This window comes from Vibrio sp. YIC-376, from assembly GCF_052353105.1.
Taxonomy (GTDB): domain Bacteria; phylum Pseudomonadota; class Gammaproteobacteria; order Enterobacterales; family Vibrionaceae; genus Vibrio.
The window spans coordinates 184,826-209,380 of the sequence record NZ_JBBWFK010000002.1 but is presented as its reverse complement, the minus strand read 5'-3'; the positions used below and the strand labels follow the sequence as shown (position 1 = coordinate 209,380).

General features: G+C 44.6%; 21 protein-coding genes. 14 read left to right on the top strand and 7 right to left on the bottom strand.

Annotated features, from left to right (window positions below; translation table 11 throughout):
- Window positions 1-17: 17 nt before the first annotated feature.
- The 3 genes from WJM94_RS05175 to WJM94_RS05165 all read right to left on the bottom strand — a co-directional run bounded on the left by WJM94_RS05175 (window position 18) and on the right by WJM94_RS05165 (window position 3,808).
- Window positions 18-2,051, bottom strand: a complete 2,034-nt coding sequence (locus tag WJM94_RS05175) for an acetoacetate--CoA ligase (protein WP_444493166.1) — start codon at window positions 2,049-2,051, stop codon at window positions 18-20.
- A gap of 81 nt (window positions 2,052-2,132) precedes the next feature.
- Window positions 2,133-3,059 (bottom strand): electron transfer flavoprotein subunit alpha/FixB family protein, encoded by a 927-nt coding sequence (locus WJM94_RS05170; protein ID WP_444493165.1) that lies wholly within the window; start codon window positions 3,057-3,059, stop codon window positions 2,133-2,135.
- Entirely contained in the window at window positions 3,056-3,808 is a 753-nt protein-coding gene (locus WJM94_RS05165; protein ID WP_444493164.1) for an electron transfer flavoprotein subunit beta/FixA family protein, read from the bottom strand. The genes WJM94_RS05170 and WJM94_RS05165 overlap by 4 nt, the downstream gene beginning before the upstream one ends.
- A 138-nt stretch (window positions 3,809-3,946) precedes the next feature.
- Between WJM94_RS05165 and WJM94_RS05160 the strand changes: the two genes are divergently transcribed.
- The 9 genes from WJM94_RS05160 (at window position 3,947) to WJM94_RS05120 (ending at window position 14,673) form a co-directional block, all read left to right on the top strand.
- A complete protein-coding gene (locus WJM94_RS05160) occupies window positions 3,947-5,584 on the top strand; it encodes an electron transfer flavoprotein-ubiquinone oxidoreductase (RefSeq protein WP_444493163.1) in 1,638 nt (545 codons plus the stop codon).
- Window positions 5,585-5,825: 241 nt separating this feature from the next.
- A complete protein-coding gene (locus WJM94_RS05155) occupies window positions 5,826-6,626 on the top strand; it encodes an ABC transporter ATP-binding protein (RefSeq protein WP_444493162.1) in 801 nt (266 codons plus the stop codon).
- Window positions 6,626-8,578: a long-chain fatty acid--CoA ligase gene (locus WJM94_RS05150; RefSeq protein ID WP_444493161.1), complete on the top strand. Its 1,953-nt coding sequence runs from the start codon at window positions 6,626-6,628 to the stop codon at window positions 8,576-8,578. The genes WJM94_RS05155 and WJM94_RS05150 overlap by 1 nt, the downstream gene beginning before the upstream one ends.
- Entirely contained in the window at window positions 8,578-9,471 is an 894-nt protein-coding gene (locus WJM94_RS05145; RefSeq protein ID WP_444493160.1) for a branched-chain amino acid ABC transporter permease, read from the top strand. Before WJM94_RS05150 ends, WJM94_RS05145 begins: the two co-directional genes overlap by 1 nt.
- Before the next feature lie 11 nt (window positions 9,472-9,482).
- Complete coding sequence (locus WJM94_RS05140; protein ID WP_444493159.1) at window positions 9,483-10,550, top strand: branched-chain amino acid ABC transporter permease; 1,068 nt, start codon at window positions 9,483-9,485, stop codon at window positions 10,548-10,550.
- A 54-nt stretch (window positions 10,551-10,604) separates the two neighbouring features.
- Complete coding sequence (locus tag WJM94_RS05135; RefSeq protein ID WP_444493158.1) at window positions 10,605-11,849, top strand: ABC transporter substrate-binding protein; 1,245 nt, start codon at window positions 10,605-10,607, stop codon at window positions 11,847-11,849.
- Window positions 11,850-11,902: 53 nt separating this feature from the next.
- Complete coding sequence (locus WJM94_RS05130; RefSeq protein WP_176292865.1) at window positions 11,903-12,724, top strand: ABC transporter ATP-binding protein; 822 nt, start codon at window positions 11,903-11,905, stop codon at window positions 12,722-12,724.
- Window positions 12,725-12,733: 9 nt separating this feature from the next.
- Window positions 12,734-13,963, top strand: a complete 1,230-nt coding sequence (locus WJM94_RS05125; RefSeq protein ID WP_444493157.1) for a phenylacetate--CoA ligase family protein — start codon at window positions 12,734-12,736, stop codon at window positions 13,961-13,963.
- Between the two features lie 107 nt (window positions 13,964-14,070).
- Window positions 14,071-14,673, top strand: a complete 603-nt coding sequence (locus WJM94_RS05120; RefSeq protein WP_444493156.1) for a methyltransferase domain-containing protein — start codon at window positions 14,071-14,073, stop codon at window positions 14,671-14,673.
- 121 nt (window positions 14,674-14,794) lie between these two features.
- On the opposite strand, the gene WJM94_RS05115 is transcribed toward WJM94_RS05120, so the two are convergent.
- The 3 genes from WJM94_RS05115 to WJM94_RS05105 all read right to left on the bottom strand — a co-directional run bounded on the left by WJM94_RS05115 (window position 14,795) and on the right by WJM94_RS05105 (window position 18,215).
- Window positions 14,795-15,616: a hypothetical protein gene (locus WJM94_RS05115; RefSeq protein ID WP_444493155.1), complete on the bottom strand. Its 822-nt coding sequence runs from the start codon at window positions 15,614-15,616 to the stop codon at window positions 14,795-14,797.
- Between the two features lie 620 nt (window positions 15,617-16,236).
- The gene (locus WJM94_RS05110) at window positions 16,237-16,896 is read right to left on the bottom strand and encodes a c-type cytochrome (RefSeq protein WP_444493154.1); all 660 of its coding nucleotides are present in this window, start codon (window positions 16,894-16,896) and stop codon (window positions 16,237-16,239) included.
- Window positions 16,897-16,901: 5 nt separating this feature from the next.
- Window positions 16,902-18,215: a molybdopterin-dependent oxidoreductase gene (locus WJM94_RS05105; RefSeq protein ID WP_444493153.1), complete on the bottom strand. Its 1,314-nt coding sequence runs from the start codon at window positions 18,213-18,215 to the stop codon at window positions 16,902-16,904.
- A gap of 315 nt (window positions 18,216-18,530) precedes the next feature.
- On the opposite strand from WJM94_RS05105, the gene WJM94_RS05100 reads away from it, so the two are divergent.
- The 5 genes from WJM94_RS05100 (at window position 18,531) to WJM94_RS05080 (ending at window position 23,396) form a co-directional block, all read left to right on the top strand.
- Window positions 18,531-19,391, top strand: a complete 861-nt coding sequence (locus WJM94_RS05100; protein ID WP_444493152.1) for a mechanosensitive ion channel family protein — start codon at window positions 18,531-18,533, stop codon at window positions 19,389-19,391.
- 213 nt (window positions 19,392-19,604) lie between these two features.
- Complete coding sequence (locus tag WJM94_RS05095; protein WP_444493151.1) at window positions 19,605-21,197, top strand: EAL domain-containing protein; 1,593 nt, start codon at window positions 19,605-19,607, stop codon at window positions 21,195-21,197.
- 186 nt (window positions 21,198-21,383) lie between these two features.
- Window positions 21,384-21,908, top strand: a complete 525-nt coding sequence (locus WJM94_RS05090) for a hypothetical protein (RefSeq protein ID WP_444493150.1) — start codon at window positions 21,384-21,386, stop codon at window positions 21,906-21,908.
- Window positions 21,909-21,982: 74 nt separating this feature from the next.
- Window positions 21,983-23,026, top strand: a complete 1,044-nt coding sequence (locus tag WJM94_RS05085) for an NAD(P)H-dependent flavin oxidoreductase (protein ID WP_444493149.1) — start codon at window positions 21,983-21,985, stop codon at window positions 23,024-23,026.
- A 106-nt stretch (window positions 23,027-23,132) separates the two neighbouring features.
- Complete coding sequence (locus WJM94_RS05080; protein WP_444493148.1) at window positions 23,133-23,396, top strand: hypothetical protein; 264 nt, start codon at window positions 23,133-23,135, stop codon at window positions 23,394-23,396.
- A gap of 105 nt (window positions 23,397-23,501) precedes the next feature.
- On the opposite strand, the gene WJM94_RS05075 is transcribed toward WJM94_RS05080, so the two are convergent.
- Complete coding sequence (locus WJM94_RS05075) at window positions 23,502-24,485, bottom strand: LysR family transcriptional regulator (protein WP_444493147.1); 984 nt, start codon at window positions 24,483-24,485, stop codon at window positions 23,502-23,504.
- Window positions 24,486-24,555: the final 70 nt, after the last annotated feature.

Genomic DNA, 24,555 nt, shown 5'->3' with positions numbered 1-24,555 from the left:
ACTACCCCGAGCTTAGGTTACTTTACCGCAAGAGTAGGCGTTTTTTGTTCTAGCGAATTGGTATCACACAGCCAGGCGATTTCATCCAGCACTTCTGGGTTTGCTATTGCACCGATATTTTTGACTGGTTGACCGTTAACGACCTGTTTTACGGCCAGCTCTACCGATTTACCTGAGCGAGTTCTTGGAATATCGCTAATCGCAAAAATTTTACGAGGAACGTGTCTTGGTGAGCAGTTGGCTTTAAGCGTTTGGCGAATCAAATCGGCAAGTTGCTGAGTTAATTCGATATTGCGGCTTAGCTTCACCATTAGCCAGATCTCTTCGGATTGCTGGTTCAACTTACCGACAGCAATGGAATCCTCAATACCATCCAGCGAATTTACCTGTTGGTAGATCTCCGCTGTGCCAATTCGCACTCCGCCCGGATTCAGTGTTGCGTCGCTCCGGCCATAAAAAATAAAACCGCGGTGCTCCGTTTGCATCACATCGTCACCGTGATGCCAGACGTCTGCAAGCTTACTCCAGTAAGCGTTGTGATAACGCTCGCCGTCGTCCTGCCAGAAGCCAATTGGAAAATTAGGCAGTGAATTGTTGCAGGTTAGCTCTCCACGTTGCAAGGCTATTGCGTTACCTTCGTCATTGAGTACCCTTACGTCGTTTCCGAGTCCGGCACCTTGGCACTCGCCCTTATAAACGGGGGATATAGGATTACCAAGTACAAAGCATCCACAAATATCGGTTCCGCCAGCGATGGACGCTAAATGCAAATCCTGTTTAATATGCTGGTAAACGTAGCTGAATTGTTCCGGATAAAGCACTGATCCCGTTGAGCATAAGGTCTTAAGCGAGTCTAAATTATGCAGTGACCGAGGATTATAATTGGCTTGTTCAAGCGCCTCGAGATACTTTGCAGAGGTGCCAAATAGTGACACCGAGTGTTGTTCAGCCAGTTGCCACAACACCGAAAGATCTGGGTAAACCGGGCTACCGTCGTATATCACCAACGTGGCACCACTTGCGAGGGTCGACACATGCCAGTTCCACATCATCCACCCACAAGTGGTGTAGTAGAAAACGTTATCTTCGGGCTTGATGTCGCAATGCAGTTGGTGCTCTTTAAGGTGATTGAGTAAAGTTCCGCCCACTGAATGGACGATACACTTTGGCTGTCCCGTTGTACCAGACGAATACAAGATGAATAATGGGTCGTTAAACAGCACTTGTTGGTAGTGAATGGATTGCGGTGAAAAGCGCTCAGAAAGCTCATTCCATGGAATGAAATCAGAGTTTGATGGTTCGGTGCTTTCCGTTAAGTACTTAATTTGGCAAACGCTGATCGTGTTACTTAGCTTGCTGCTAATAGAGCGGTTTTTATCCGTCATGTCGAAAGTCTTGCCACCAAATCGGTAGCCGTTGCAGCAAAACAGCACTTTGGGTTCAACCTGACCAAAACGCTCCAGAACACTATCGATACCAAAATCTGGCGAGGTCGATGTCCAAATAGCACCGAGGCTGGTGGTGGCTAGCATCGCGATCACAGTTTCAGGAAGGTACGGCAGGTAACCGGCAACCACATCACCTTTACCTACGCCACTGACAGTCAACCATTGCTGAACAACGGATACTTGCTCGATAATTTGCTTACCAGTGAGATGTTTTTGTTCACCAATTTCATTACTAAAAACGATAAATTGTCGCTCTGGCGATTGCTCTGCGTGGGTGAGTAAGTTCTGAGCGTAGTTAAGTGTTGTATCGTTGAACCAAACGGTATCCCTGTTGATATTTGATGAATTGGAATCCGAATTGGGATATTTCGCTTCACCAACGCTTTTTACTTGAGAGCCTAAATTGCCCACCACATTACAAAACTGCCAGGTGTATTGCCAAAAAATGTCATTATGTTCAACGGACCAGTGGTGAAGTGACGGGTAATCATAAATCGGGTCACCTTCGATATTTTTCTCATTAATGGTTTCGATAAATCGAAGCAGGTTACTGTCTCTGACTCGCTCCGCAGATGGTGACCAGATAGGTGCTTGGCTTGGCATAGTTCCCTCTATATTCAACTTAAATTGATCAAAAAAGGGCGAGCACAATTATTAAATATGCTCGCCCTGAGTCGGGTTTATTTACAGTTGTTCAGCAAGTTGAGGCAATATTTCGAACAGATCGCCTACTAATCCGTAGTCAGCAATTTCAAAGATAGGGGAGTCCGGATCTTTGTTGATTGCAACGATCACCTTTGACTCTTTCATGCCTGCAAGGTGCTGGATTGCGCCAGAGATCCCAACCGCAATGTAAAGCTTAGGAGCTACGATTTTACCGGTTTGACCAACTTGTAAGTCGTTCGCAACAAAGCCAGCATCAACCGCAGCACGAGAAGCGCCAATAGCCGCACCAAGTTTGTCCGCGACTTTTTCAATCAGTGCGAAATTCTCTTTGCTACCCACACCACGGCCACCAGAAATTACGATTTCTGCCGCAGTCAATTCTGGTCGTTCAGAAACGGTCTTATCGATAGCGATCAATTCAACCACAGGCGAATGAGCCGTGACTTGTTGATGTTCAATGTCGACTTGGTTATGACAACCAACAGGATCAAAGGCAGAAGCGCGTACTGTTACTACCCGCAAATTGTCATTTGAAGTTACTTTGGCGAAGGCGTTACCAGCATAAATCGGGCGAATAAACGTCTTTTCATCAACGACTTGAACGATATCTGAAATTTGTCCCACACCGCATTTTGCTGCAATACGTGGCGCAAGATCTTTGCCTTTTGATGATGAGTTTGCCCAGATACCGTCGAAATTTTCCGCAAGACTTGTCACGACAGGCGCGATATTTTCAGCGAATTGATGCACTAACGACTCGTCATCAATACAAATGACTTGCGAAATACCGTCTACTCGGCTTGCTTGTTGCGCTACGTTTTCACACTGATAGCCAACCACGAGCAAGGTATTGTCCTGGCTCGCCTGAGCTGCAGCTTTTACCACTTTTAACGTATCCGCATGCAACTGGCGGTTGTCATGTTCTGCAATAATTAGATTTTTCATGAAATCACCTTCGCTTCGTTACGTAGCTTATCGATCAGTTCCGAGACAGACGCCACTTTGATGCCTGCTTTTCTCTGCGCTGGTGGTGTCACTTCAGTGATGGTTTGGCTAAACACGACTTCGACACCCAGACTCTCAGGTGTGATGGTGTCTAACGGTTTACGTTTGGCTTTCATGATGTTTGGCAGTGAAGCAAAGCGAGGCTCATTCAAGCGCAAGTCGGTGCTGATCACCACTGGTAAATTCATCGCTACGGTCATTAAACCGCCGTCAACTTCTCTCACTACCTGAACTTTTTGATCTTCAATTTTCACATTGGAAGCGAAGGTCGCCTGAGGCCAGTCAAGTAAGGCTGCCAGCATCTGCGCGACCTGGTTGTTGTCAGTGTCGATAGACTGTTTGCCCGTGATCACCAGGTGAGCCTGCTCTTGTTCTACCAATGCTTTTAGCAGCTTTGAAACCACCAACGGCTCAATTTTATCTGCAGTTTCAATATGAATGGCTCGATCTGCGCCTAGCGCTAGGGCAGTACGCAGTTGTTCCTGACATTGTGTGCCACCAGCACTTACAACGATAACTTCTTCTGCAATCCCTTGCTCTTTAAGTCGCACTGCTTCTTCAACGGCGATTTCACAGAAAGGGTTGATTGTCATCTTGACGTTATTGGTTTCAACATCGCTGTTGTCCGGTTTAACACGGACCTTAATGTAAGGATCGATGACCCTTTTAATTGGCACTAGTATTTTCACGTTAGATTCCTTTTTACAGTGAAGACTATGTGATGACGTCTTTAAAATGATGTTAATTTACCTTTACGTTTGCGTCAACTTTAAATATATTGTTGCTTAACAAGTTGGCAACAAGAAATAGAAGAAGGGAATACAACCATGGAAAGAGAGTGCATGGAGTTTGATGTTCTGATTGTTGGCGCGGGACCTGCGGGCTTGTCTGCTGCCTGCCGAATTAAACAGTTGGCAATGGAAAAAGACCAAGAAATCTCAGTTTGTGTTGTAGAGAAAGGTTCAGAAGTCGGAGCACATATTCTCTCTGGAGCAGTGTTTGAAACGCGCAGTTTGGATGAGCTGTTTCCGGATTGGGAAGCAAAAGGTGCGCCGCTTAATACCAAAGTAAACCAAGATAAAACCTACTATTTAAGTAACGAACTCAATGGTTATGAACTGCCTGCATGGGCAGTACCCAATACGTTACATAACGATGGTAACTACATCATAAGTCTAGGTAATTTGTGTCGTTGGATGGCGTCCCAAGCGGAAAGCTTAGGAGTAGAAATCTATCCAGGCTTTAGCGCCAGTCAGGCAATCTTTGATGCGCAAAACCGAGTTTGTGGTGTGCTCACCGGAGACATGGGTTTAGATAAAAACGGTGAGCAAAAAGCCAATTTCGAGCCCGGTATCGAACTGCGTGCTAAGTTTACGCTGTTTTCCGAAGGTTCTCGTGGTCATATCGGTAAGCAGTTGATGAATAGATTTAATCTCGCTGTAGACAAAACGCCTCAACATTATGCTATTGGCTTTAAAGAGCTATGGGAAATTCCACAAGAGCAACATCAGCAAGGCTTAGTCATCCATGGTTTAGGTTGGCCACTCGCGGGCGAAGCGACAGGCGGAAGTTACCTCTACCACCTGGAGGGTAATCAAGTTGCTGTTGGCGTGATTGTCGACCTCAATTACGAAAACCCTCATCTCAGTCCGTTTGATGAATTCCAACGTTTTAAACATCACCCATTGATTGAGCAATATTTAAAAAATGGTAAACGTATCAGTTATGGTGCGAGAGCCATTTCCAAGGGCGGATTTCATTCTCTTCCGACTCAACAATTTGCGGGTGGATTACTGATTGGCTGTGATGCAGGAACACTCAACAGTGCCAAAATTAAGGGCACTCACACCGCAATGAAATCGGGGATGCTTGCTGCCGAGGCGGTATTTGAAGCGATTTCGAATCAATCAGTTACGGCTGATTACCAAAAGCATTTCGAACAGTCGTGGCTGTATGAAGAGCTTTATCAAGCGCGCAACTTTTCGAGTGGTATTCACCGCTTTGGTTCCTGGTTGGGTGGCGGTTTAGCCATGCTGGAACACAATGTGTTAAAAGGCAAAGCAAAATGGAATGTGCGTTGTGAGAGCCCTGACCATCAGTCGTTACTTTTGGCAGAAAAGAGCCATGAGATTGCCTATCCAAAGCCAGATGGTGTGCTGAGTTTTGACCGTCTTTCTTCTGTTTATCTGTCCAATATTTTTCATGAAGAAGATCAGCCTTGTCACTTGCACCTTACGAGTCAGCGAATTCCAATAGAGCAGAACTTAGCACTCTACGCAGAACCCGCACAGCGCTACTGTCCAGCCGGGGTGTATGAGGTTGTGCAGGGTGAAGATCAAGCCCAATTACAGATTAATGCAGCGAACTGTATTCACTGTAAAACCTGCGACATCAAGGACCCAAGTCAAAATGTCACCTGGACACCTCCAGAGGGTGGTGGTGGTCCTAACTACCCAAATATGTAGCCGTCTGAGAATAATTTTTGTTAACAATTTATTTACTTAAAGTTTGCGTTGGTTCAAATCTTTATCGATGAACTGGATTGCAACTTTAACTTTGAAGCACTATTCTGACCTTACATTGACGTTTACGTAAACTGAATTAAAGTTGATGCATAGGTGTATAAGCAGTTGCCAGTATCAAAGTAAGGTTTGATATCGAAATAGTGCGCTACGGAACGTACTCAAAATAAAAGGGAGATCAACTATGGTATCGGAAACACCTCTTTTGCAGGTAAACGATATTTCATTGGCCTTTGGTGGGGTTAAAGCTTTAACCGATGTGAGCTTCCATGTGAACGAAAAGGAAATCTTTTCAATCATTGGACCAAATGGTGCTGGCAAAACCTCGATGCTCAACTGCATCTCCGGGCGATACACCCCGAATAAAGGATCTGTGGTGTTTGCTGGCAACGACGTCACCAAACGTACACCTAGTCAACGAGCTGAATTAGGTCTGGGTAGAACCTTCCAGAACTTAGCACTCTTTTCGCATATGTCAGTACTCGACAACATCATGGTTGGTCGTCATCACCTGCTGAAAAACAACTTTGTGACAGGCCCGCTTTACTGGTTCTCTAACGCTCAAAAAGAAGAGATGGCGCACCGCAAGTATGTGGAAGACGTCATCGACTTTTTGGAAATCCAACACATCCGCAAAGCCACTGCAGGAACACTTTCTTACGGATTACGTAAGCGTGTTGAACTTGCCCGCGCTATTGCGTTGAAGCCTAAGTTACTGCTGCTTGATGAACCAATGGCCGGTATGAACCTTGAAGAAAAGGAAGACATGGCACGTTACATCATGGATCTAAATGAAGAACTGGACATCACCATCATTATGATCGAACACGATATGGGCGTGGTCATGGACATATCCAACCGCGTGTTAGTTTTGGACTTTGGTAAACATATTGCCACGGGAGTGCCAGAAGAAATAATGGCTAACCCACACGTGAAACAAGCTTACTTAGGTGAAGAGCTACCGACATTAGAGGAGAGTGCATAATGGCACAGCAACATAATGATTGGGCAGATATAACCAGCTTAGATACCTTTCCAAAAGTGTTGCAGCACAATGCAAAGCACTGGCCAAAGCAAGTCGCAATGCGTGAGAAGGAGTTCGGTATTTGGCGAGAGTTCACTTGGCAGGATTATGAGAACCGAGTCAAGTGGATGGCATTAGCACTGCAAGATTTAGGCATAGGTGAGCAAGACGTTGTTGGCCTGTTAGGTGATAACCGACCTGAATGGGTATGGGGTGAATTAGCTGCCCATGCGATCAAAGGTTACTCACTTGGTATCTATCAGGATTCCATGCACGAAGAAGTGGCGTACTTAATCAACTACGCCAAAGCGAAAGTGGTAATTGCGGAAGACGAAGAGCAATGTGACAAATTGCTTGAACTCGGTGATGAGATCCCAAGCGTTGAATACATCATTTACTGTGACCCCCGTGGGATGCGTAAGTACGATGATCCGCGACTGATTGACGTCGAGCAAGTGTACAAAAAAGGTCAGCTTATAGACAAAGCCGATCCAAACAAGTACCCGAACATGGTTGCGGCAACCAAAGGCAGCGATCTTTCGATTCTTTGTACCACTTCGGGTACGACTTCAAAACCGAAACTGGCTCAGCTACATAGTGGCTCTTTCTTGGATCACTGTGCGGCATATTTACGTGCTGACCCACGTTCGCCAGAAGACAACTACGTTTCGGTACTGCCTCTTCCTTGGATCATGGAGCAGGTGTATGTGGTTGGTCAGGCGTTGATTTCGCGTCAAATTGTCAATTTTGTTGAAGAGCAAGAAACCATGATGTCTGACTTGCGCGAGATTGGTCCGAACTTCGTTTTACTTGCACCTAGAGTATGGGAAAACATTGTGGCAGATGTCTCTGCGCGAATGATGGATTCCACGCCGTTCAAGCAAAAGATGTACAAGCTAGGCATGAAGTTGGCGAACAACGCGTTAGATCAGGGCAAACGTTCTAAGTTAGCTGACTGGATTCTACTGCGTGCACTTCGTGACCGTTTAGGTTTCTCAAACCTGACTTCTGCGGCTACCGGTGGTGCGGCGATGGGGCCAGATACCTTCCGTTATTTGCAAGCGATCGGTGTGCCACTTAAACAGCTTTATGGTCAAACCGAAATGTGTGGTGCTTACACCGTACATAAAGCGGGCGATGTCGACTACGACTCAGTAGGGGTCGCGTTTGATAATGCGGAAGTGAAAGTCATCAACCCAGACAGCAATGGTGTGGGTGAAATTATTGCCAAAAGCACTGGTATGTTTACCGGTTATCTCAATAACCAAGCGGCTTACGATGAAGATGTCCTGGATGGTTGGATGCACACTGGCGATGCGGGCTACTTTAAAGACTCTGGTCACTTAGTGGTGATTGACCGTCTGAAAGATATGTCGGAAACCAGCCACGGCGACCGTTATTCTCCGCAGTTTATTGAAAACAAACTTAAGTTCTCACCATTTATTGCGGAAGCGGTTGTGGTGGGCAAAGGCCGACCTTGGCTATCTGCCATTATATGTATCCGTTATGCGATTGTCGCCAAGTGGGCGGAGCAAAAGGGTATTGCGTTCACCAACTACACCAACCTTTCTGCACAGCCTGAAGTGTACAAAGCGATTCGCGAAGAAGTACTGAAAGTGAATGAATCGCTTCCGGATGCACAGAAAATCAGCAAGTTCATTCTGCTTTATAAAGAGCTGGATGCTGATGACGGCGAGCTAACCCGCACGCGTAAAGTTCGTCGTGGTGTGGTGGCGGAGAAATACGGTGACATCATCGAAACCATCTACAGTGCGGCACCGAAGGTAGACGTCGATACGGTGATCACTTATCAGGATGGAACCAAGACGCGCATTCAAACGTCGCTGGTGATTGAAACGCTTATCAAACATGAGCTCTCACTGGTGGATAGCGAACAACGGAGGATCGCATAATGAATACGGATTTATTACTGCAACTCGTCATTAATGGCGTGATCGTTGGCATGTTGTATGGCGTGGTAGCCATGTGCTTTGTATTGATTTACAAATCGACTCAGGTGGTGAACTTCGCTCAGGGTGAGTTTCTACTGATCGGCGCTTGGGTGTGCTGGGCAGCACTGGTTCATCTGCAACTGCCGTTCTTCGTCGGTTTCTTACTCACACTCGCCTTTATGATGGTGTTCGGCATTGCCGTGCAAACCATAGTTTTGAGACCGCTTATTGGAGAGCCGATTATATCGGTGATCATGGTAACCATCGGTTTGTCGATGTTCTTCCAGGCACTGATGAAATGGATGTTTGGCGTATCAGCGGTGTCTTACCCACAAGTGTTTGAGACCAACGTCGTGAACATTGGCGGGCTAAACGTTGAGTTTGCTTACATCCTTAGCTTGATTTTCTCTGTCATGATCATGGGTGCGTTCTACTGGTTTTTCAAATTCAGCAAAATGGGTTTGGCGATGCGAGCTACGGCATTCAACCAGCAAGTAGCCCAGAGTCTTGGCATTTCCATCAAGAAAGTGTTCGCTATTAGTTGGGCCATTTCAGCGATGGTATCCGCGACAGCAGGGATTGTTATCGGGATCGTAAATGGCGTATCTGACGCGTTATCCATCATCGGTATTAAAGTTTTCCCAGCGGTTATTTTGGGTGGTTTGGATTCGGTTGTTGGCGCGATTGTTGGTGGTATCACCATCGGGGTGCTAGAGAATCTGGCTGAGTTCTTTGATAGCCAATACCTGCAAGTGGGTAACCTTTACAACATCGCACCTTTCTATGTGCTGTTAATCATTCTTGCCTTCAAGCCATACGGCCTGTTTGGTACCAAAGATATTGAGCGTATTTAAGGAGAAATAACATGGCTCAACTTAGCATGCGCCCATGTGGGGATTTTCGAACCACATACAAAAGTGATACGCCGATTTTTGAAACCAAAACCATAAGAAGCCTTGCGATAGCGGGTGTGATTGCCATGCTGGCTGCTCCGTTGGTACTGGATATTTATTTCCTCAACTTGTTTATTCAGATTGCGTATCTTGGTATCGCAGCACTTGGCTTGAACATTCTGGTCGGCTTTACCGGGCAAATCTCGTTAGGTCACGGTGCGTTCTTTGGCTTTGGTGCATTTGCATCGGCCTGGCTGAATAACCAATTCAACATTCCCGTGGTGCTCGCTATTCCGTTAGCAGGTTACCTGACCATGATTGTTGGGATGATTTTTGGTCTGCCAGCCGCACGAATTAAAGGGTTGTACCTTGCCATCGCAACCTTGGCGGCGCAGTTCATTCTAGAAGATTTCTTTGCTCGCGCTGAGTGGTTCAGTGGTGGCTCATACGGTGCTAGTGCAAGCCCGATTAATCTGTTTGGGTTCGAGTTTTCAACCGATGAAAGTTTCTTCTACATTGCTCTTTTTGCTCTGATCTTTATGTATCTTTGGGCATCAAACCTAATACGTTCGCGTGATGGCCGTGCGTTTGTCTCAGTACGAGACCATTATCTGTCGGCTGAAATCATGGGTATTAACCTGACTAAGTATCGTCTGCTCTCTTTCGGTGTGTGTGCGTTCTACGCGGGCATCGGTGGCGCACTATACGGGCATTACTTAGGGTTTGTTTCAGCAGAGGGCTTCACCATCATGATGTCTATCCAGTTCCTCGCGATGATCATCATCGGTGGTCTGGGTTCGGTGAAAGGCACATTGATGGGTACGATATTCATCGTATTGCTGCCTGAAGTTTTAGAGTTTGGAGTGACGGGTTTGTCAGTGTTTGGTGATACCACCGCGTTCACTGATGGTCTTGCTTACTTCAAAGAAATGGCAATTGGTCTGGTCATCATGCTGTTCCTGATTTTCGAACCTCAAGGGTTGTCGCATCGCTGGCAACAGATTCGAGCATATTGGAAACATTATCCGTTCTCATACTAATCGGTACGTCGTGTACTTAAGTGGAATACACATCAATAACAAGGACAACGAGTTATGAACAAAGGACATTTAGCGACAACGTTGGTGCTATCTTCAGCGCTGTTTACTACCGCATCTTGGGCAAAAGATTCTGTGTTTGTCGGACATCTGGTGGATTTCTCTGGTCCAACTGCCTATGTGAGTAAGCCTTACGGCTCTGGCGTTCGAGACGCACTGCAGTGGATTAACCAAAACGGTGGTATCAACGGCACCGAGCTGGAGTTTGAAACGGTTGATATGGCATACAAAGTACCTGTTGCGATTTCTAACTACAAACGTTGGGTTGCGCGTAAGCATATGGTGGCAATGCAAGGTTGGGGCACGGCGGATACTGAAGCTTTGATCTCTTTCGTAACCAAAGACAAAGTGCCTGTTTTCTCAGCCTCTTACTCAGGCCATTTAACTGACCCGATGGGGAAAAACCCGAAAACGGCCAAACCTGCGCCTTATAACTTCTTCTATGGTGCTTCTTACTCAGATGCTTGTCGTGCATTGGTGAAGTGGGCGAAGGAAGATTGGGAATCGAAGGGTAATACAACTGCACCTAAATTTACTCACATTGGTGACAACCATCCGTTCCCAAATGCTCCGAAAGAAGCGTGTGCAGAGTACGCCAAAGAGCTGGGATTTGAAGTACAAAACCCAGTGGTCGTTTCACTCAAGCCGGGTGATTTCAAAGCGCAATGTCTGTCACTTAAAGAATCCGGTACGAACTATGGTTATATCGCGAACCTCGGTGGCTCTGTCATCTCGCTAGTGAAATCATGTAATACGGTTGGCACTGAATTCCAGTACATGGCAAACATCTGGGGTGGCGACAAGCCGGTAATTGAAGCTGCTGGTGACGGCCTGAAAGACTACGTTTTCCCAGGCATGACTGCATTCTGGGGCGACGATACTGAAGGCATGAAACTGGTTCAGGAAATTTCCAAACTGTCAGAAACGGAACCGGGCGAGTTCCGAACTCACCACTACATCCGCGGCGTATGCTCTGCGTTCTACATGAAAGAAGCGATGGAGTGGGCGAAGGAAAACGGCGGTATTACCGGTGAAAACATCAAGAAAGGCATGTACGTACACAAAAATTGGGTACCAAAAGGTCTGGAGGGTGTATGTATTCCTGCTAACTGGCAGCCAGAAGATCACCGTGGCACAACAACCGTAAACGTGTTTATGGGTAACAACCAGGGTGGTGCAGTAGACATCAAGAAAGTGTCTCAGGTTACATTGTCACGTCGTGATGATTGGCTAGGTTACTAATTTCAAACGAGAACAGGTGAGAGGAAACTCTCACCTGCACAAGGAGTGGCTTGATGAGTGAATTAGCAACGAATATCGAACCAGCAGAAATCCTGCTTTCGGTTAACAATATCGAAGTGGTCTACGACGAAGTAATCCTGGTACTGCGTGGCGTGAGCCTTGAAGTACCAAAAGGCCAAATCGTAACGCTATTAGGTGCGAACGGTGCAGGTAAATCGACCACACTAAAAGCGATTTCTGGTTTGTTGAAAACCGAAGATGGCGAAGTGACCCGTGGTGAAATTAACTTCATGGGTGAGCGAATCGACAACAAGAGCCCGGAAGAAATTGTCCGCTCAGGGATATTCCAGGTTATGGAAGGACGTCGGATTGTCGAAGATATGACGGTTATCGAGAACCTTCGTTTAGGTGCGTTTACCCGCAACGACAACGAGGTCGAGAAAGACATCGAGATGGTGTTTGACTATTTCCCTCGACTTAAAGAGCGCACAGGTCTTGCCGGCTATTTGTCGGGTGGTGAGCAGCAGATGTTAGCGATTGGCCGGGCACTTATGGCTCGCCCGAAAATGATCTTGCTTGATGAGCCTTCAATGGGGCTGTCGCCACTGCTGGTGAAAGAGGTGTTCAGCATCATTGAGAAGATCAATAAAGATCAGGGTATCACCATGCTTTTAGTTGAACAAAATGCGAACTTTGCACTTCATGCCGCCGATTATGGCTACATCATGGAATCAGGCAAGATTGTACTCGATGGTACTAAGCATGAGTTACTCAACAACGAAGACGTGAAAGAGTTCTACCTTGGTGGCGGTGATGAAGAGCGTAAGAGCTTTAAGAACTTAAAGTCTTACAAACGTCGTAAGCGTTGGTTGTAAGGAGCAGTGATGAACGAATTATTCGATGCAAAAGAGTCCCTGTCTCCGTCAGACAGAGAAGAGGCCCTGTTTCAGCGTTTGCCAACACTGATTGAAAACGCGAAAGCGCACACTGAGCATTACGCTAAAATTTTTTCGGATATTGATTCTTCAGTGGCAAGCAATCGTGAAGGGCTCACTCAGTTTCCGATTACACGTAAGTTTAACGTCCCAAATCAGCAGAAAATAAATCCGCCGTTTGGTGGCTTAAACAGCGTAGTTATCGGCCAAATGGCGCGTGTGTTTCAATCACCGGGGCCTCTTTATGAGGCGCAAACGGATGAATCTGACTTCTGGCGAATGGGGCGAGCATTCCATGCAGCAGGATTTCGAGCTGGCGATTTAGTCCACAATACGCTCTCGTATCACTTCTCCCCGGGTGGATTTATTATGGATGGCGGTGCAAGAGCCTGTGGTTGTGCGGTATTTCCGGCTGGGGTAGGGAATACCGAAGCGCAGATAGAAGCGATCAAACAGCTTCAACCTACGGGCTACACAGGGACACCATCTTACCTGCTGACTTTGTTGGCGAAGTACGAAGAGCAATACGGTAAGCCGCCTAGTATTACGAAAGCTCTGGTTTCTGGAGAAGCCGTCACCGCAGACATGCAAAAGGCGTTTTTAGACAAAGGTATTGCAGTGTCTCAAGCGTATGCGAGCGCAGAACTTGGTCTGATAGCTTACCAAGTACCCGGTGAGCAAGGCTTAGTGATTGCGGAAGATATCATTGTCGAAATCGTTGATCCAAATGGCATTGCAGTCCAACTTGGTGAAGTCGGTGAAGTGGTGGTGACGTCGCTTGATGAGAAGTTCCCGCTGATTCGTTACGCGACTGGTGATTTATCTGCTTACCTCGAAATAGAGTCAGACTCACCACGTACTAATAGGCGTACTAATTCGCGAATAAAAGGCTGGCTGGGGCGTGCGGATTCTGCAGTCAAAGTTAAAGGTTTGTTTGTCTACCCACATCAGATACAGGAAGTGTGTCGACGCCATGAAATCAAAGGTTCACTGAAGATCGAGCGTCATGGTTTCAACGATACCATTACGTTTTGCTGTCAAGACAGTCTTTCTCAAGGGAATCATGCCTCCGCTGAAGAGATTCAAGCGACGTTGCAGTCTGTCACTAAGCTCAAAGGTAATGTTTCGTTTGTCACAAACAGCGCAGATCAACCTTTGATTAATGATTTACGTAATTAGCAACGTTAAATATAAAACTAAACTATAAAAGCTAGGTAATAAGGGATACCGAGATAAGTCGTGTATCCCTTTTTTAGATCAAAAGGCAAAGCTTTAGAGGAAATGCAATGAAGACAACAGATTCACCAAATATAGACGTTCAGTTTTGGGATGATCTTTTTGTCAAAGGCACCATGCCTTGGGACTGTAATCAAGCGCCTGAAGAGCTGAAACATTATCTAAATCGCACTTTTGGTGAAGTACAATCAGTGTTTATTCCTGGATGCGGCGCAGCGCATGAGGTATCGAACTTTCTTGAACATGGACATGATGTTGTCGCAATGGATTACAGTGCAGAAGCGGTAATCCTTGCAAAGTCGAAGCTTGGTAAAGATGCAGATAGAGTCATGCTAGGGAATGTGTTTAGTGCTGAATTACCCCAGCCGTTCGATGTGATTTATGAACGTGCTTTTTTAGCCGCCTTACCGAGAGAGAAGTGGGAAGACTACTTTGCAATGATTGACAGGCTATTAACTCGTGGTGGTTTGTTGATTGGTTATTTTGTCGTAGATGATGAGTACAGTTCGCGCTTTCCTCCATTTTGTTTGCGTAGTGGAGAGTTAGCAGAATGGTTAGAACCATCTTTCAATTTGATCGAATCGTCACCTGTCACAGATAGCGTTGACGTGTTTAAAGGCAAAGAGCATTGGATGGTGTGGCAGAAAAAATAGCGGTAATCATTTTAGAGACTTGAGACTTAGCTGGGTGGCTAGACAAGAAAAGCCATCGTTCATATCTTTACTACTGGGAAAATAAGAGGATTACGATGGCTTATTTTGTCATGTTAAATTTTTATTCAACTATATCGAAGTCAGACAAGGATTGGGCCGCACGCACTTGCTGCACTGTTATCATATTTTTACCTACGAAGGCTTTTGCATAAGCACTGCCTGAAACGGTTCCACCTTCCTGTACTGAAATTTCATCTATATCAACTTCCGCTGTTGCTTTGGTTACAAAGTGGGCTCTAATCTCGTACTCACCAGCGTCCATATTAGGTAAAACAAAGTTGAAATGCTGCGACGCGAGGGTCTTTTGCATCAAGCCGATCTCTTCATCTGTCACTGTACATTCTAGTAACACATCTATTGTACCATCTGGCGTATCGGTATAGCCTTCATCGCCTGGGTTCAAGTCATTTAAGTCGGTACCGCCGGTAGTGTCTGTACAGACGTCGTCCCCACCAAGTGTGGCACTCAGCTCTTGAATTCTTTTAGAAAGAGTTATTGTTCCCGGAGCGGCAATCACTGACTCTCCACCACCTACAGGTGTCGCGGTCACTAGAACTTTAGCAACGCCACCGGCAATGGCTCTTGCTGAACCTCCGTCTTTCCCTTTAACCGAAGTGTCAGTCACGATGCCAATTTCGGCAGAAACACCGACCAGCAGTTCTTTGTCTTGCGGAACTTTCATAGTAGTAAGTAGGTAGCCTTTACTTCTATCCAGTACTACTGGTGTATCTGTCGTAGCATTTTCAATTACCGCAACGGATACGTACTTTGGTGATTTTACGTCCCACGCTGCCGCGAATTTTGCAGATGGACCTGCCAGTGCCGAAGTTGAACCAATGACACCTGCAATAGCTGTTAATAACAATAGATTTTTAAAACGCATGTCTAACTCCTGATTATTGAAACAATAAGTTCCCCAGATTCTTAATACAATCAATAACGAAATGGGTATATGACAATAAAATGACTAGCCACGTTTAAATTAAAGTTATGGCTAGGATGGTCTTTAAATTAGTCCTGAATATAAAAACCATTGAATAAGATACTAGTAGAAATAAAATATATTGCACAGGAACATTTTGCTTATTAGTAGGATATTTATATCTTTGTTGTGTATATCATGTTGTTTGTTGCAAGAAATGTTGTTTGGTGAGGGCCTGTACAATCATATCTGAACGAAGATAATTAAGTATCATGTATTTTAGTGATTGAATTTAAAGAAAATATATTTCAACCTTAACTAATTAAAATAAATTCAAATATAATCATAAGTGCGTGATTTCATATGGTTTGATCCAGTATTTAAAATTTAATTATAAGTTTATAAATGTCATTAAATAATTAACTATTAAATTTAGATAGTTACATTCTTACAGGAGTATTGCAATCAACAATAGAGTTTTAACTCTATTTTAAAGGTCTAATAGAGAATCGATTGATAATAGAAATTTGAAATAATTGAGGATATGTTGTACCACGTTAATATTGTACTAATTATTATTGTTATTCTCCGTAGTACATTGATAAATAATCAAGAACAGCTTCCCGGTCGTCGCCAGCTAGCTCTTCCATCCCTTGCTCCTCAATCATCCAGTCAAGCATTTTATCCCATCGCGATCGGCTTAAGCCCTGCTGAGATACCATATGTAAAGAGTGACAGGCGGAGCATATGGCTGCCACAAGTTCCATGTTCTCCCCTGGCGTTAATATCCCATCACCTGGAGACTTGATCTCCATGCCAGAGGAAGAGGTAACCCAGTTAGGTGGAGTAGGGTTATTTGTTGCAAGCCATGCGATGATTGCGGCGCGGGCACCCGGATCTTTTACCCCTGGGAACACCATATTAGTTCCTGTGGCAAAATCTGTGGGTGAAGATAGAAAAGTATCAAGCTTTTCAGCATCCCATTTTCCTCGATGCTGTTTGAGGCCTTCGCTGTAATTGAAGCCCTCAAAGCTCGCAATATCACGTTCTGCTAATCCCCATAATGGTGGACCAACAACCGTAACACCATTAGGTTCGAATTGGTGACAAGCTTTACACACCATCGCTTGTTGTTCACCAGCAGCAATTAATTCTTCGTTTGCTGCTGCAAGCCCACTAAAAAGACTGACTAGTGTTACTGAGAGCGGGAAGACCCGCCCTCTTATTTTATTACGATTCACGGCATCTACCCTTTAACAACCAAAGCAATACGATGGAAGGTGTTGTTGAGGTATCCTTTTGGGTTCCAAGCGATGGCAAAAGGTTGGCTAACATTTTGATCGTCAGTCGCTTTTGCCCAAACTTCGTAGTAACCCGGTTGAGGAAACTTCACTTTGGCATTAAAGGTTTGCCATGCGCCTTCATTGGCAGGTTTGGCAAGCTCGGCATCCATCCATGTTGCGCCAAAATCAATTGAGACCTGTACTTTGGTGATATTACGATCGCCAGACCAGGCATGTCCCCGAACTGCGACTTCATTTCCATCCACTTGCGAGTTAGTCTGCGGAGAAGTAATCAGCGATTTCACTGGCATTCTTTCTATAATCACGAAATCTTCATCCGGAACCTCTTCACCTGGAGCGACAGGTCGATTCGGAACTTTATACGATGTTCCCGTCATTTTAGCGCCGTCATGTACCTGATCTCGGATTTGAATACGTGTCAGCCACTTTTGCGAACAGGACCCAGGCCAGCCGGGAACGACTAATCGTAAAGGGGCACCATTCATCGGGTGCAAGGGCTCGCCATTTTGCGCGAAAGCGATAAGGTTTTCTGCTCCCATGGCTTTGGCAATCGGTACACCACGGGAAATCGGGCTCTTACCCTCTTGACCGGACAGATGTTTATCGGCACCGTAATGCGCAGTATAAACAGCACCGTCTTTTACTCCGGCAGCTTTTAGCACATCTGCCAGTCGGACTCCTGTCCAGCTAGAGCAAGCAACCGCGCCGTAGGTCCATTGATTACCAGACGCTTTAGGATCGAAGAAAGCACGGCCATTACCGCCACATTCCACAACCAGTTGTTGTTCAATCACTTCGAAGTTTTTCTTCAAATCGGCAATCGTAAGCGTCATGGGTTTATCCACTAAGCCGTCAATGGTTAGCGACCAAGTCTCAGGATCTACCTCTGTTGGGGGTAGCCCGTTATTACGTATGAAATGGTGGCGGGTAGGGGTGATATCATCATTAAGAAGATGTGGTGGTGTTTCGGCGTTCATTGGCCTGTCGTTAAGCACGGTAAGGCCATCTTTACCTTCAATCACTACGTCATCAAGACCTTCCGCAAAAGCGGCTGGAATAATCCCGGCAGGCATATTTCGGTGGAAGGGAATTGCTCCTCCTAGTACCGCAGCCATGGTGGCCAATCCTGCACCTTTTAAAAAGCCTCGCCTGTCAGGGAAACTGACTCGGCCAAAGACTTTCTCATCCGCAGACTCAGGGTTTTTTTCGTAATATTTATAAATCCCTTGCGGCTTGTTTTTCTCGTTCTCACTCATGATGTGTTCCTTTATCGGCTGACGCCCAAGAACTTCTCTTTCACTTTTAGTTCTGTAGGTCGTATCACCGAGCTCTACAAAATAACGTCCGAAATAAGTTTTACATCACTAACAGTAGTCGACTATTAATAGCCTTAACAATATTTAAAAGAAATAAGCACCTCGAGGAGAAGACTCAGATATCTTCTCTGAACTCAATCGTTCTAATGCAATGTAAGAGGAGGCGTTTAAAACATTCACTCATCACTATGTGGATTACAATTTAGTTAACGCATTATGTATTCACCTGAATCAATGAAATAAAAGTGAGTTGTTATGTTCGAAAAAGTAATTTCAGTTTTGGAAACAACATTATTTACCTTTAACGAGCAACCCATCACTTTGTGGGCGATATTGATGGTACCTACTTGGATAGTGGTAAGCCTGTGGGTGGCAAAAATATTAATCACAACGGTAACATCCAGAATGTCGTCTGCCGGCAAAGACCCCAATGTGATTCATCTGGTAAAACGAATACTCTTTGTCATGGCTCTTGGGATTATCTTTTTAACTACGCTTTCGATGATTAATGTGCCTATTACCGCATTTGCTTTCTTATCTGGCGCTATCGCCATTGGTTTCGGTTTTGGGGCGCAGAACATCATTAACAACTTTATTAGTGGTTGGATCTTGATTGGTGAGAAGCCAATTAGAATCGGTGACTTTTTAGAAGTAGAAGGTGCTAAAGGGACGGTAGAACAGATTAACACCCGTTCCACACGTATCCGACGTACTGATGGCGTGCACATGTTAATACCGAACAGTCAACTTATTGAAAATGCAGTGATTAACTGGACATTATGCGACAGATTGGTGAGAGGAACCGTTGTCGTAGGTGTCGCGTATGGTAGTGACGTCAAACTGGTCGCCTCTTTGATGAAAGAAGCTACCTCAAGACAAGAACAAGTACTGGATAATCCCGCGCCAGATGTGTTCTTTCAAGATTTCGGTGATAACGCATTGATCTTCGAATCATATTTTTGGATACACTCAACGGTAGAAGGAGGGATCAGAGTGGTTTCAAGTGCGATACGTTTTGAAATTTATGAGGTGTTTGCGCAGCACGGTATCGAAATCGCATTTCCTCAGCGTGACGTGCATATTGATGGTGAAATTAAGGTCTCTCGCAGTACTTAGCATACTGTGTATTTGAGATAAGAAATCGACTGTATCCAAATGTTAAAGGCCCTATGATTTATTTGCTCAGTAACTTGATTTAGGCTCCCTGATACATGTCACGGTTCTGAACTAAAAAACCTCCTGGATTCAGTTTATTATTCTTTAGTGCTTCAATAAAAAAGCATATGAACTACGATTATAAGTAGTAAGTAATTGAAATGGTGAATGTTAATGTTGATACGCTTTATCGGCACTAAATTAAGTAACCGACAAGTCACTTTAGTCATTATAACGATAGTAATGATAGCGGTGCATTTAGTGGGTTACTCTGTAATTAGCAGTGCAGCGATAAGTTCCTTAGATAGCAATGCTAGATATGATAGTGAGATGATCTCTTTGCGCGTTTTATCTTTGCTTAATAGCGTCCAAAGCATTAACGAATCTAACGTCTTGTTGTGGCGGGATGATTGTCAACACTTGATAGAGCATGGGCAAGAATTGGTACTGATTAATCCTTACATTCGCTCCATCAGTAGGGCTAGAAATGGTCATGTAGACTGCAGTACCATAACTAAGGACAAACGAGTCGGGCTTGATATTACGGACACCTGGACACACAATCGACTGTCTTATTTTCCTCAAAGCCCGTTATTAAAACCGTCTATTCACAGTGGTGATGTGATTGTTAATGTCCATGAGAAAGGAGTACAGATGCTGTACGGGATCTTGCCGGAACACTTTAGCAATTTTCTGTATACCGATCTAAATCATGACCATTATCGTCTTCTTGCGGTGATTGATGATTACCTTTTTAGCGCTGATGCCCCTCCAATGCTTATGACGGACAGTTCTTTAGTTGAACTCAAGGAAGAGAGCAAACTGTCTAACCAGTTTCTAGACATATATTACGACATAACGCCAAGCGATTATTGGGCATATATTTTGGACAGATGGCTGTCGGTCTATTTGATCTTTACTTTTGTCTCTAATGCTGTCGCTGGCGTCACTTATTATGCATCTTTGCGTTTTGATTGGAAAACGATGGCTATTAAGGAAGGGATTATAAAGCGACAGTTTGTCCCTTACGCACAACCTATCGTAAACCAATATGGAGATATCCTCGGTATAGAGATTTTAGCTCGTTGGTTGCACCCAAAGTTAGGGCTCATATCACCAGCCTACTTTATTGAATCTGCAGAACGCAGCGGACAAATTTCAGAAATTACCCATGTGCTGATGGATAAGGTAAGACGTGAGCTTCATGATTGCCGTCAATGGCTTGATAATGGTTTTCACGTCGGAATTAATGCTTGTGCAGCACAAATCACAAGGCGAGACTTTTTTGAAGACTGCCAACTGTTCTTAAATGAATTTGGTGAGAATTTAGTGTTGGTCGTTGAATTAACTGAGCGTCAAAAAATACCCTTAGATCTCCTAACCTTAGAAGCGATAGATTCATTGAAATCGATGGGAATAAAAATAGCCGCCGATGACTTTGGTACCGAGCATTCCACGTTGTCATACCTACGGATGCTTCAATTTGATTATCTAAAGATAGATAAACAGTTCACTGATTTGATCCTTAAAAAAGAAACCGAGCTTCCGGTTATTGAGAACCTTATTGATTTAGTACATCGATTGGGCATTGAGTCGGTGGCGGAAGGGGTAGAAGAAAAGGTTCAAGTAGACTTTTTAAGCGCTAGGGGGATAACCAACTTCCAAGGATACTACTTCGTCAAACCAGAGCCGCTACATGATTTCATAGAGTCTCGTATCAAGAGGAAAATACCCATTTCTCAGGAAATAACGCCTGTCTCTGTGTAAATCATGACTGATAAGCCCGGATTAAATGACTTAACACCTTTTGATCTCTCAACTATTGAACGTCGTGGCGGTCCGTTGATTTTATGTCTATACAATAGGTTGCAAGACATGCTGGTTGGCGCGGCTATGTTTGGGAAAGATATTGTCGTGGTGGTGAGGTTGAGCTTATAGATAGGGAGAAGGTAAATGACTTTGAACGACTATCTGCAATCTTTAAATGATCTTGTGCTTTTCCAAAATGTCGAAACAAAAGGAAGTTTTAAATATCACTTACATTGGTATGCGATTCGTCATCCCAAGCATCGTAGATATTTTTACATTTCCGGTTTCGTGTCTATGTTTGCTTTGCTCGTAACATATAGTGGTGCTAGTACACCAGAGTTTGGAAAGAGTATATCTACATTGCTTCTCTTTATTGCTTCAATGTCCTCACTATTTTCTTTTAAACGCTCTTGGTCTGGTTATTATTTAGCGGAGCAAAACTTAATAGCTTTGAAAGATATCTATGATGAGGCTTTACTTAGGGCACGACTGATAGAACCAGAGGATGAAGATAAAGCATTAAACATTGCAATAGAGTCGACAATGCGATTTATGACGGCAACTAATGAAGTGATAAATAATGAAACAGTAGGCTATTTTGATGCTTTAAATCCGCCGAACACCCCTTTGAATAAGTGGTTTAGTGATACATTCAAGAAAGATTCTTAGTGCCTTATAAATGGACTTTTATTTACAAGGTATTGTATGAGCATTTTCTTTACAATGAATAAGTTAGGAAAACAATGAACAGAAGCTACAAGGATTTATTAGGCACAGAACATTGCATCATTCAGTCGCCGATGGCTGGTGTCCAAGGAAGCAATCTGGCGATTGCTGTGAGTGAAGCTGGTGGGCTAGGATCTTTACCTTGCGGCATGTTGAGCATTGAACAAATTGTCAGTGAAATTGAGTTGATCAAAACAGCTACCAGTAAGCCATTTAACCTTAACTTCTTCTGTCATGAGGCTCACCCTTTCGATGAACAGCGCCAGAGCATTTGGCAAAATGAGCTGAAGCCGTTTTTTGATGAACTCGGTTTAGACATGGATTGTTTATCAGGTAGTGCTAAAAGAGTGCCATTCAGCCATGAAATAGCTGATGCGATTGAACCATTTTCTCCGCAATTTATTAGCTTTCATTTTGGATTACCAGACAATGAATTACTGCAGCGAGTTAAAGGTTGGGGTGCAAAGGTTGTGTCATCTGCGACGACTGTGGAAGAAGCGCTTTGGTTAGAATCTCGCGGAGTGGATGGCATAATTGCGCAAGGAATAGAGGCTGGTGGTCACCGAGGGATGTTCTTATCCAAAGATATCTCGACGCAAATGGGTTTGGTTGCACTTCTGCCTCAAATTGTAAATCGAGTCAATGTTCCCGTAATTGCTGCAGGTGGCATCGCGGACAGTCGCTCAGTACAATCTTGTTTGCAGTTAGGTGCGACGGCAGCACAAATAGGGACTGCTTATTTATTGTGCAAAGAAGCTCAAACATCGGCGCTTCATAGGCAGGCGCTAAAACAAGAGAAATCGCAACATACCGCATTAACCAATATTTTTTCTGGTAAACCAGCACGAGGTATCGTAAATCGAGCGATGAGGGAACTGGGTTATATGAGTTCGTCCGTGCCAGAGTTTCCATTTGCTTCTATCGAAATGACGGAACTACGTAAGCAAGCTGAGAGTCTTGGAATGGATGACTTCTCGCCTTTGTGGTGTGGTCAAAATACGCAAGGGTGCCGAGAAATATCCGCAAAAGAGATGACACTCCAGTTAGCTGGACTGTGCTAAAAAGCGCTCAAAACCTGCGGGTAACATCGCTATAGTTTGAACGAATTCTGGTAATCACGTATAGCAGTTCGACAATAAGACTAATTTCGAAACAACGGAAGGAATTATGGAAGCGCAAAAAATAGAGTTACTGACTTTACTGAAACAAGAGTATCAGGATTATTGTTTGATCCCAGAGCGAGAACATCAACAAAAGCGGGATAAAAAGCTCTTTATCAAAGGGTTGATGACCGCATCGAGAGTCGTAGGCATCAGTTATGATGAGCTTAATGAAATAATAGAATCTAATCCAAAGGCGCAATTCAGAGATCTGGATGAGAAATTATCCATTCCTACGTTTGTTCGCCATGAAATTAAAATTGAGTTCTAGCCCGTTCTGTTTACACAACCAGCAACCAAGCATTTAGGATTGATTCAATATGCGCGGCAGTTTGGCGTAAGTGAGCCTCAACGAAATCCGCAATGCAAGCGCCGCTTATTCCCCATTGGGCTGGTGATGAGCACTCTGAATCGCATTGAGCGTATCGCGCACCAGTTCCTGAGTTTGTTGTTTGAGTAATTTAACAAACTGCACTTCAATATCGCTCAGTGCGACGGTTTCTGGTGTGACGAGATACATCTCAGTCACGGGTAATGATTCGTAAGGTGGGAGGGGCCAAAGTAGACCTTGTGCAACGTACGGTTTGGCACTTTCGACGGTAAGTGCGCCGAAGCCAATACCTGCCATGATCATGCGGCGAACTTCCTCAACATTGGACGAAACGGCGACCAACTTACCCCAAAACTGCTGTTGTTCACGAAAGTGAGCAATCGCATCCAATCCTTCTCCGGGCTGATCACTTTCAAATGAAATGTATGACAGGCCTTTGATTTCTTCGAGCGTCAGGTCCTCGCGTCCGAAACAGGGGTGCATTCGCCCGCAATAAAAACCCATTTGCTCGTAGCCGAGAAAGTCACAGCGAATTCCAGTTTTGGCAATTTTCTTGTTACTCAATCCTATACGTAATAAACCGTCCGCAACGTGGCTAACGATGTCAGCGCTTGGATGGGTATTCACGTTAAAAATGACGTTTGGATACAGGGCATGATAGTTTGCCAGTGTTGCATCGAACGCAGGACATTGCAGGTGACTGGCAATCTCAATCGTCAGTTCGCCCTGAATATTATCTGCCTGGTCGACGAATTGGTCTGCCATATTGCCGATAATGCGGCTCACTGAAGAGGCATATTCATAGACTCGCATTCCGTGCAGAGTAAGAGAAAACACCCCTTTTTTACGTAGTATGAGCCTCTTATCTACGTGTTCTTCGAGTCGCTTCAATGCATTACTTACGCTGGGCTGGCTGAGAGACAATTTACGCGCAGCAGCACTGATACCGCCTTCATTAACGATGGTTAAAAACGTATACAGTAAGTTCCAGTCGAGATTACGCAGCAGGCGGTCTTTCGGGTTGAGCATTTGCTTCTTTCCTTTTATTACTATTTCTTTGAATAAACACCCATAGCGACAGGCTATGTATATCATACTA

Bases quoted from the DNA above. Each gene is read 5' to 3' on its own strand.
- WJM94_RS05175 (WP_444493166.1), bottom strand. From the start codon at position 2,051: ATGCCAAGCCAAGCACCTATCTGGTCACCATCTGCGGAGCGAGTCAGA.
- WJM94_RS05170 (WP_444493165.1), bottom strand. From the start codon at position 3,059: ATGAAAAATCTAATTATTGCAGAACATGACAACCGCCAGTTGCATGCG.
- WJM94_RS05160 (WP_444493163.1), top strand. From the start codon at position 3,947: ATGGAAAGAGAGTGCATGGAGTTTGATGTTCTGATTGTTGGCGCGGGA.
- WJM94_RS05155 (WP_444493162.1), top strand. From the start codon at position 5,826: ATGGTATCGGAAACACCTCTTTTGCAGGTAAACGATATTTCATTGGCC.
- WJM94_RS05150 (WP_444493161.1), top strand. From the start codon at position 6,626: ATGGCACAGCAACATAATGATTGGGCAGATATAACCAGCTTAGATACC.
- WJM94_RS05145 (WP_444493160.1), top strand. From the start codon at position 8,578: ATGAATACGGATTTATTACTGCAACTCGTCATTAATGGCGTGATCGTT.
- WJM94_RS05140 (WP_444493159.1), top strand. From the start codon at position 9,483: ATGGCTCAACTTAGCATGCGCCCATGTGGGGATTTTCGAACCACATAC.
- WJM94_RS05135 (WP_444493158.1), top strand. From the start codon at position 10,605: ATGAACAAAGGACATTTAGCGACAACGTTGGTGCTATCTTCAGCGCTG.
- WJM94_RS05130 (WP_176292865.1), top strand. From the start codon at position 11,903: ATGAGTGAATTAGCAACGAATATCGAACCAGCAGAAATCCTGCTTTCG.
- WJM94_RS05125 (WP_444493157.1), top strand. From the start codon at position 12,734: ATGAACGAATTATTCGATGCAAAAGAGTCCCTGTCTCCGTCAGACAGA.
- WJM94_RS05120 (WP_444493156.1), top strand. From the start codon at position 14,071: ATGAAGACAACAGATTCACCAAATATAGACGTTCAGTTTTGGGATGAT.
- WJM94_RS05115 (WP_444493155.1), bottom strand. From the start codon at position 15,616: ATGCGTTTTAAAAATCTATTGTTATTAACAGCTATTGCAGGTGTCATT.
- WJM94_RS05105 (WP_444493153.1), bottom strand. From the start codon at position 18,215: ATGAGTGAGAACGAGAAAAACAAGCCGCAAGGGATTTATAAATATTAC.
- WJM94_RS05100 (WP_444493152.1), top strand. From the start codon at position 18,531: ATGTTCGAAAAAGTAATTTCAGTTTTGGAAACAACATTATTTACCTTT.
- WJM94_RS05095 (WP_444493151.1), top strand. From the start codon at position 19,605: ATGTTGATACGCTTTATCGGCACTAAATTAAGTAACCGACAAGTCACT.
- WJM94_RS05090 (WP_444493150.1), top strand. From the start codon at position 21,384: ATGACTTTGAACGACTATCTGCAATCTTTAAATGATCTTGTGCTTTTC.
- WJM94_RS05085 (WP_444493149.1), top strand. From the start codon at position 21,983: ATGAACAGAAGCTACAAGGATTTATTAGGCACAGAACATTGCATCATT.
- WJM94_RS05080 (WP_444493148.1), top strand. From the start codon at position 23,133: ATGGAAGCGCAAAAAATAGAGTTACTGACTTTACTGAAACAAGAGTAT.
- WJM94_RS05075 (WP_444493147.1), bottom strand. From the start codon at position 24,485: ATGCTCAACCCGAAAGACCGCCTGCTGCGTAATCTCGACTGGAACTTA.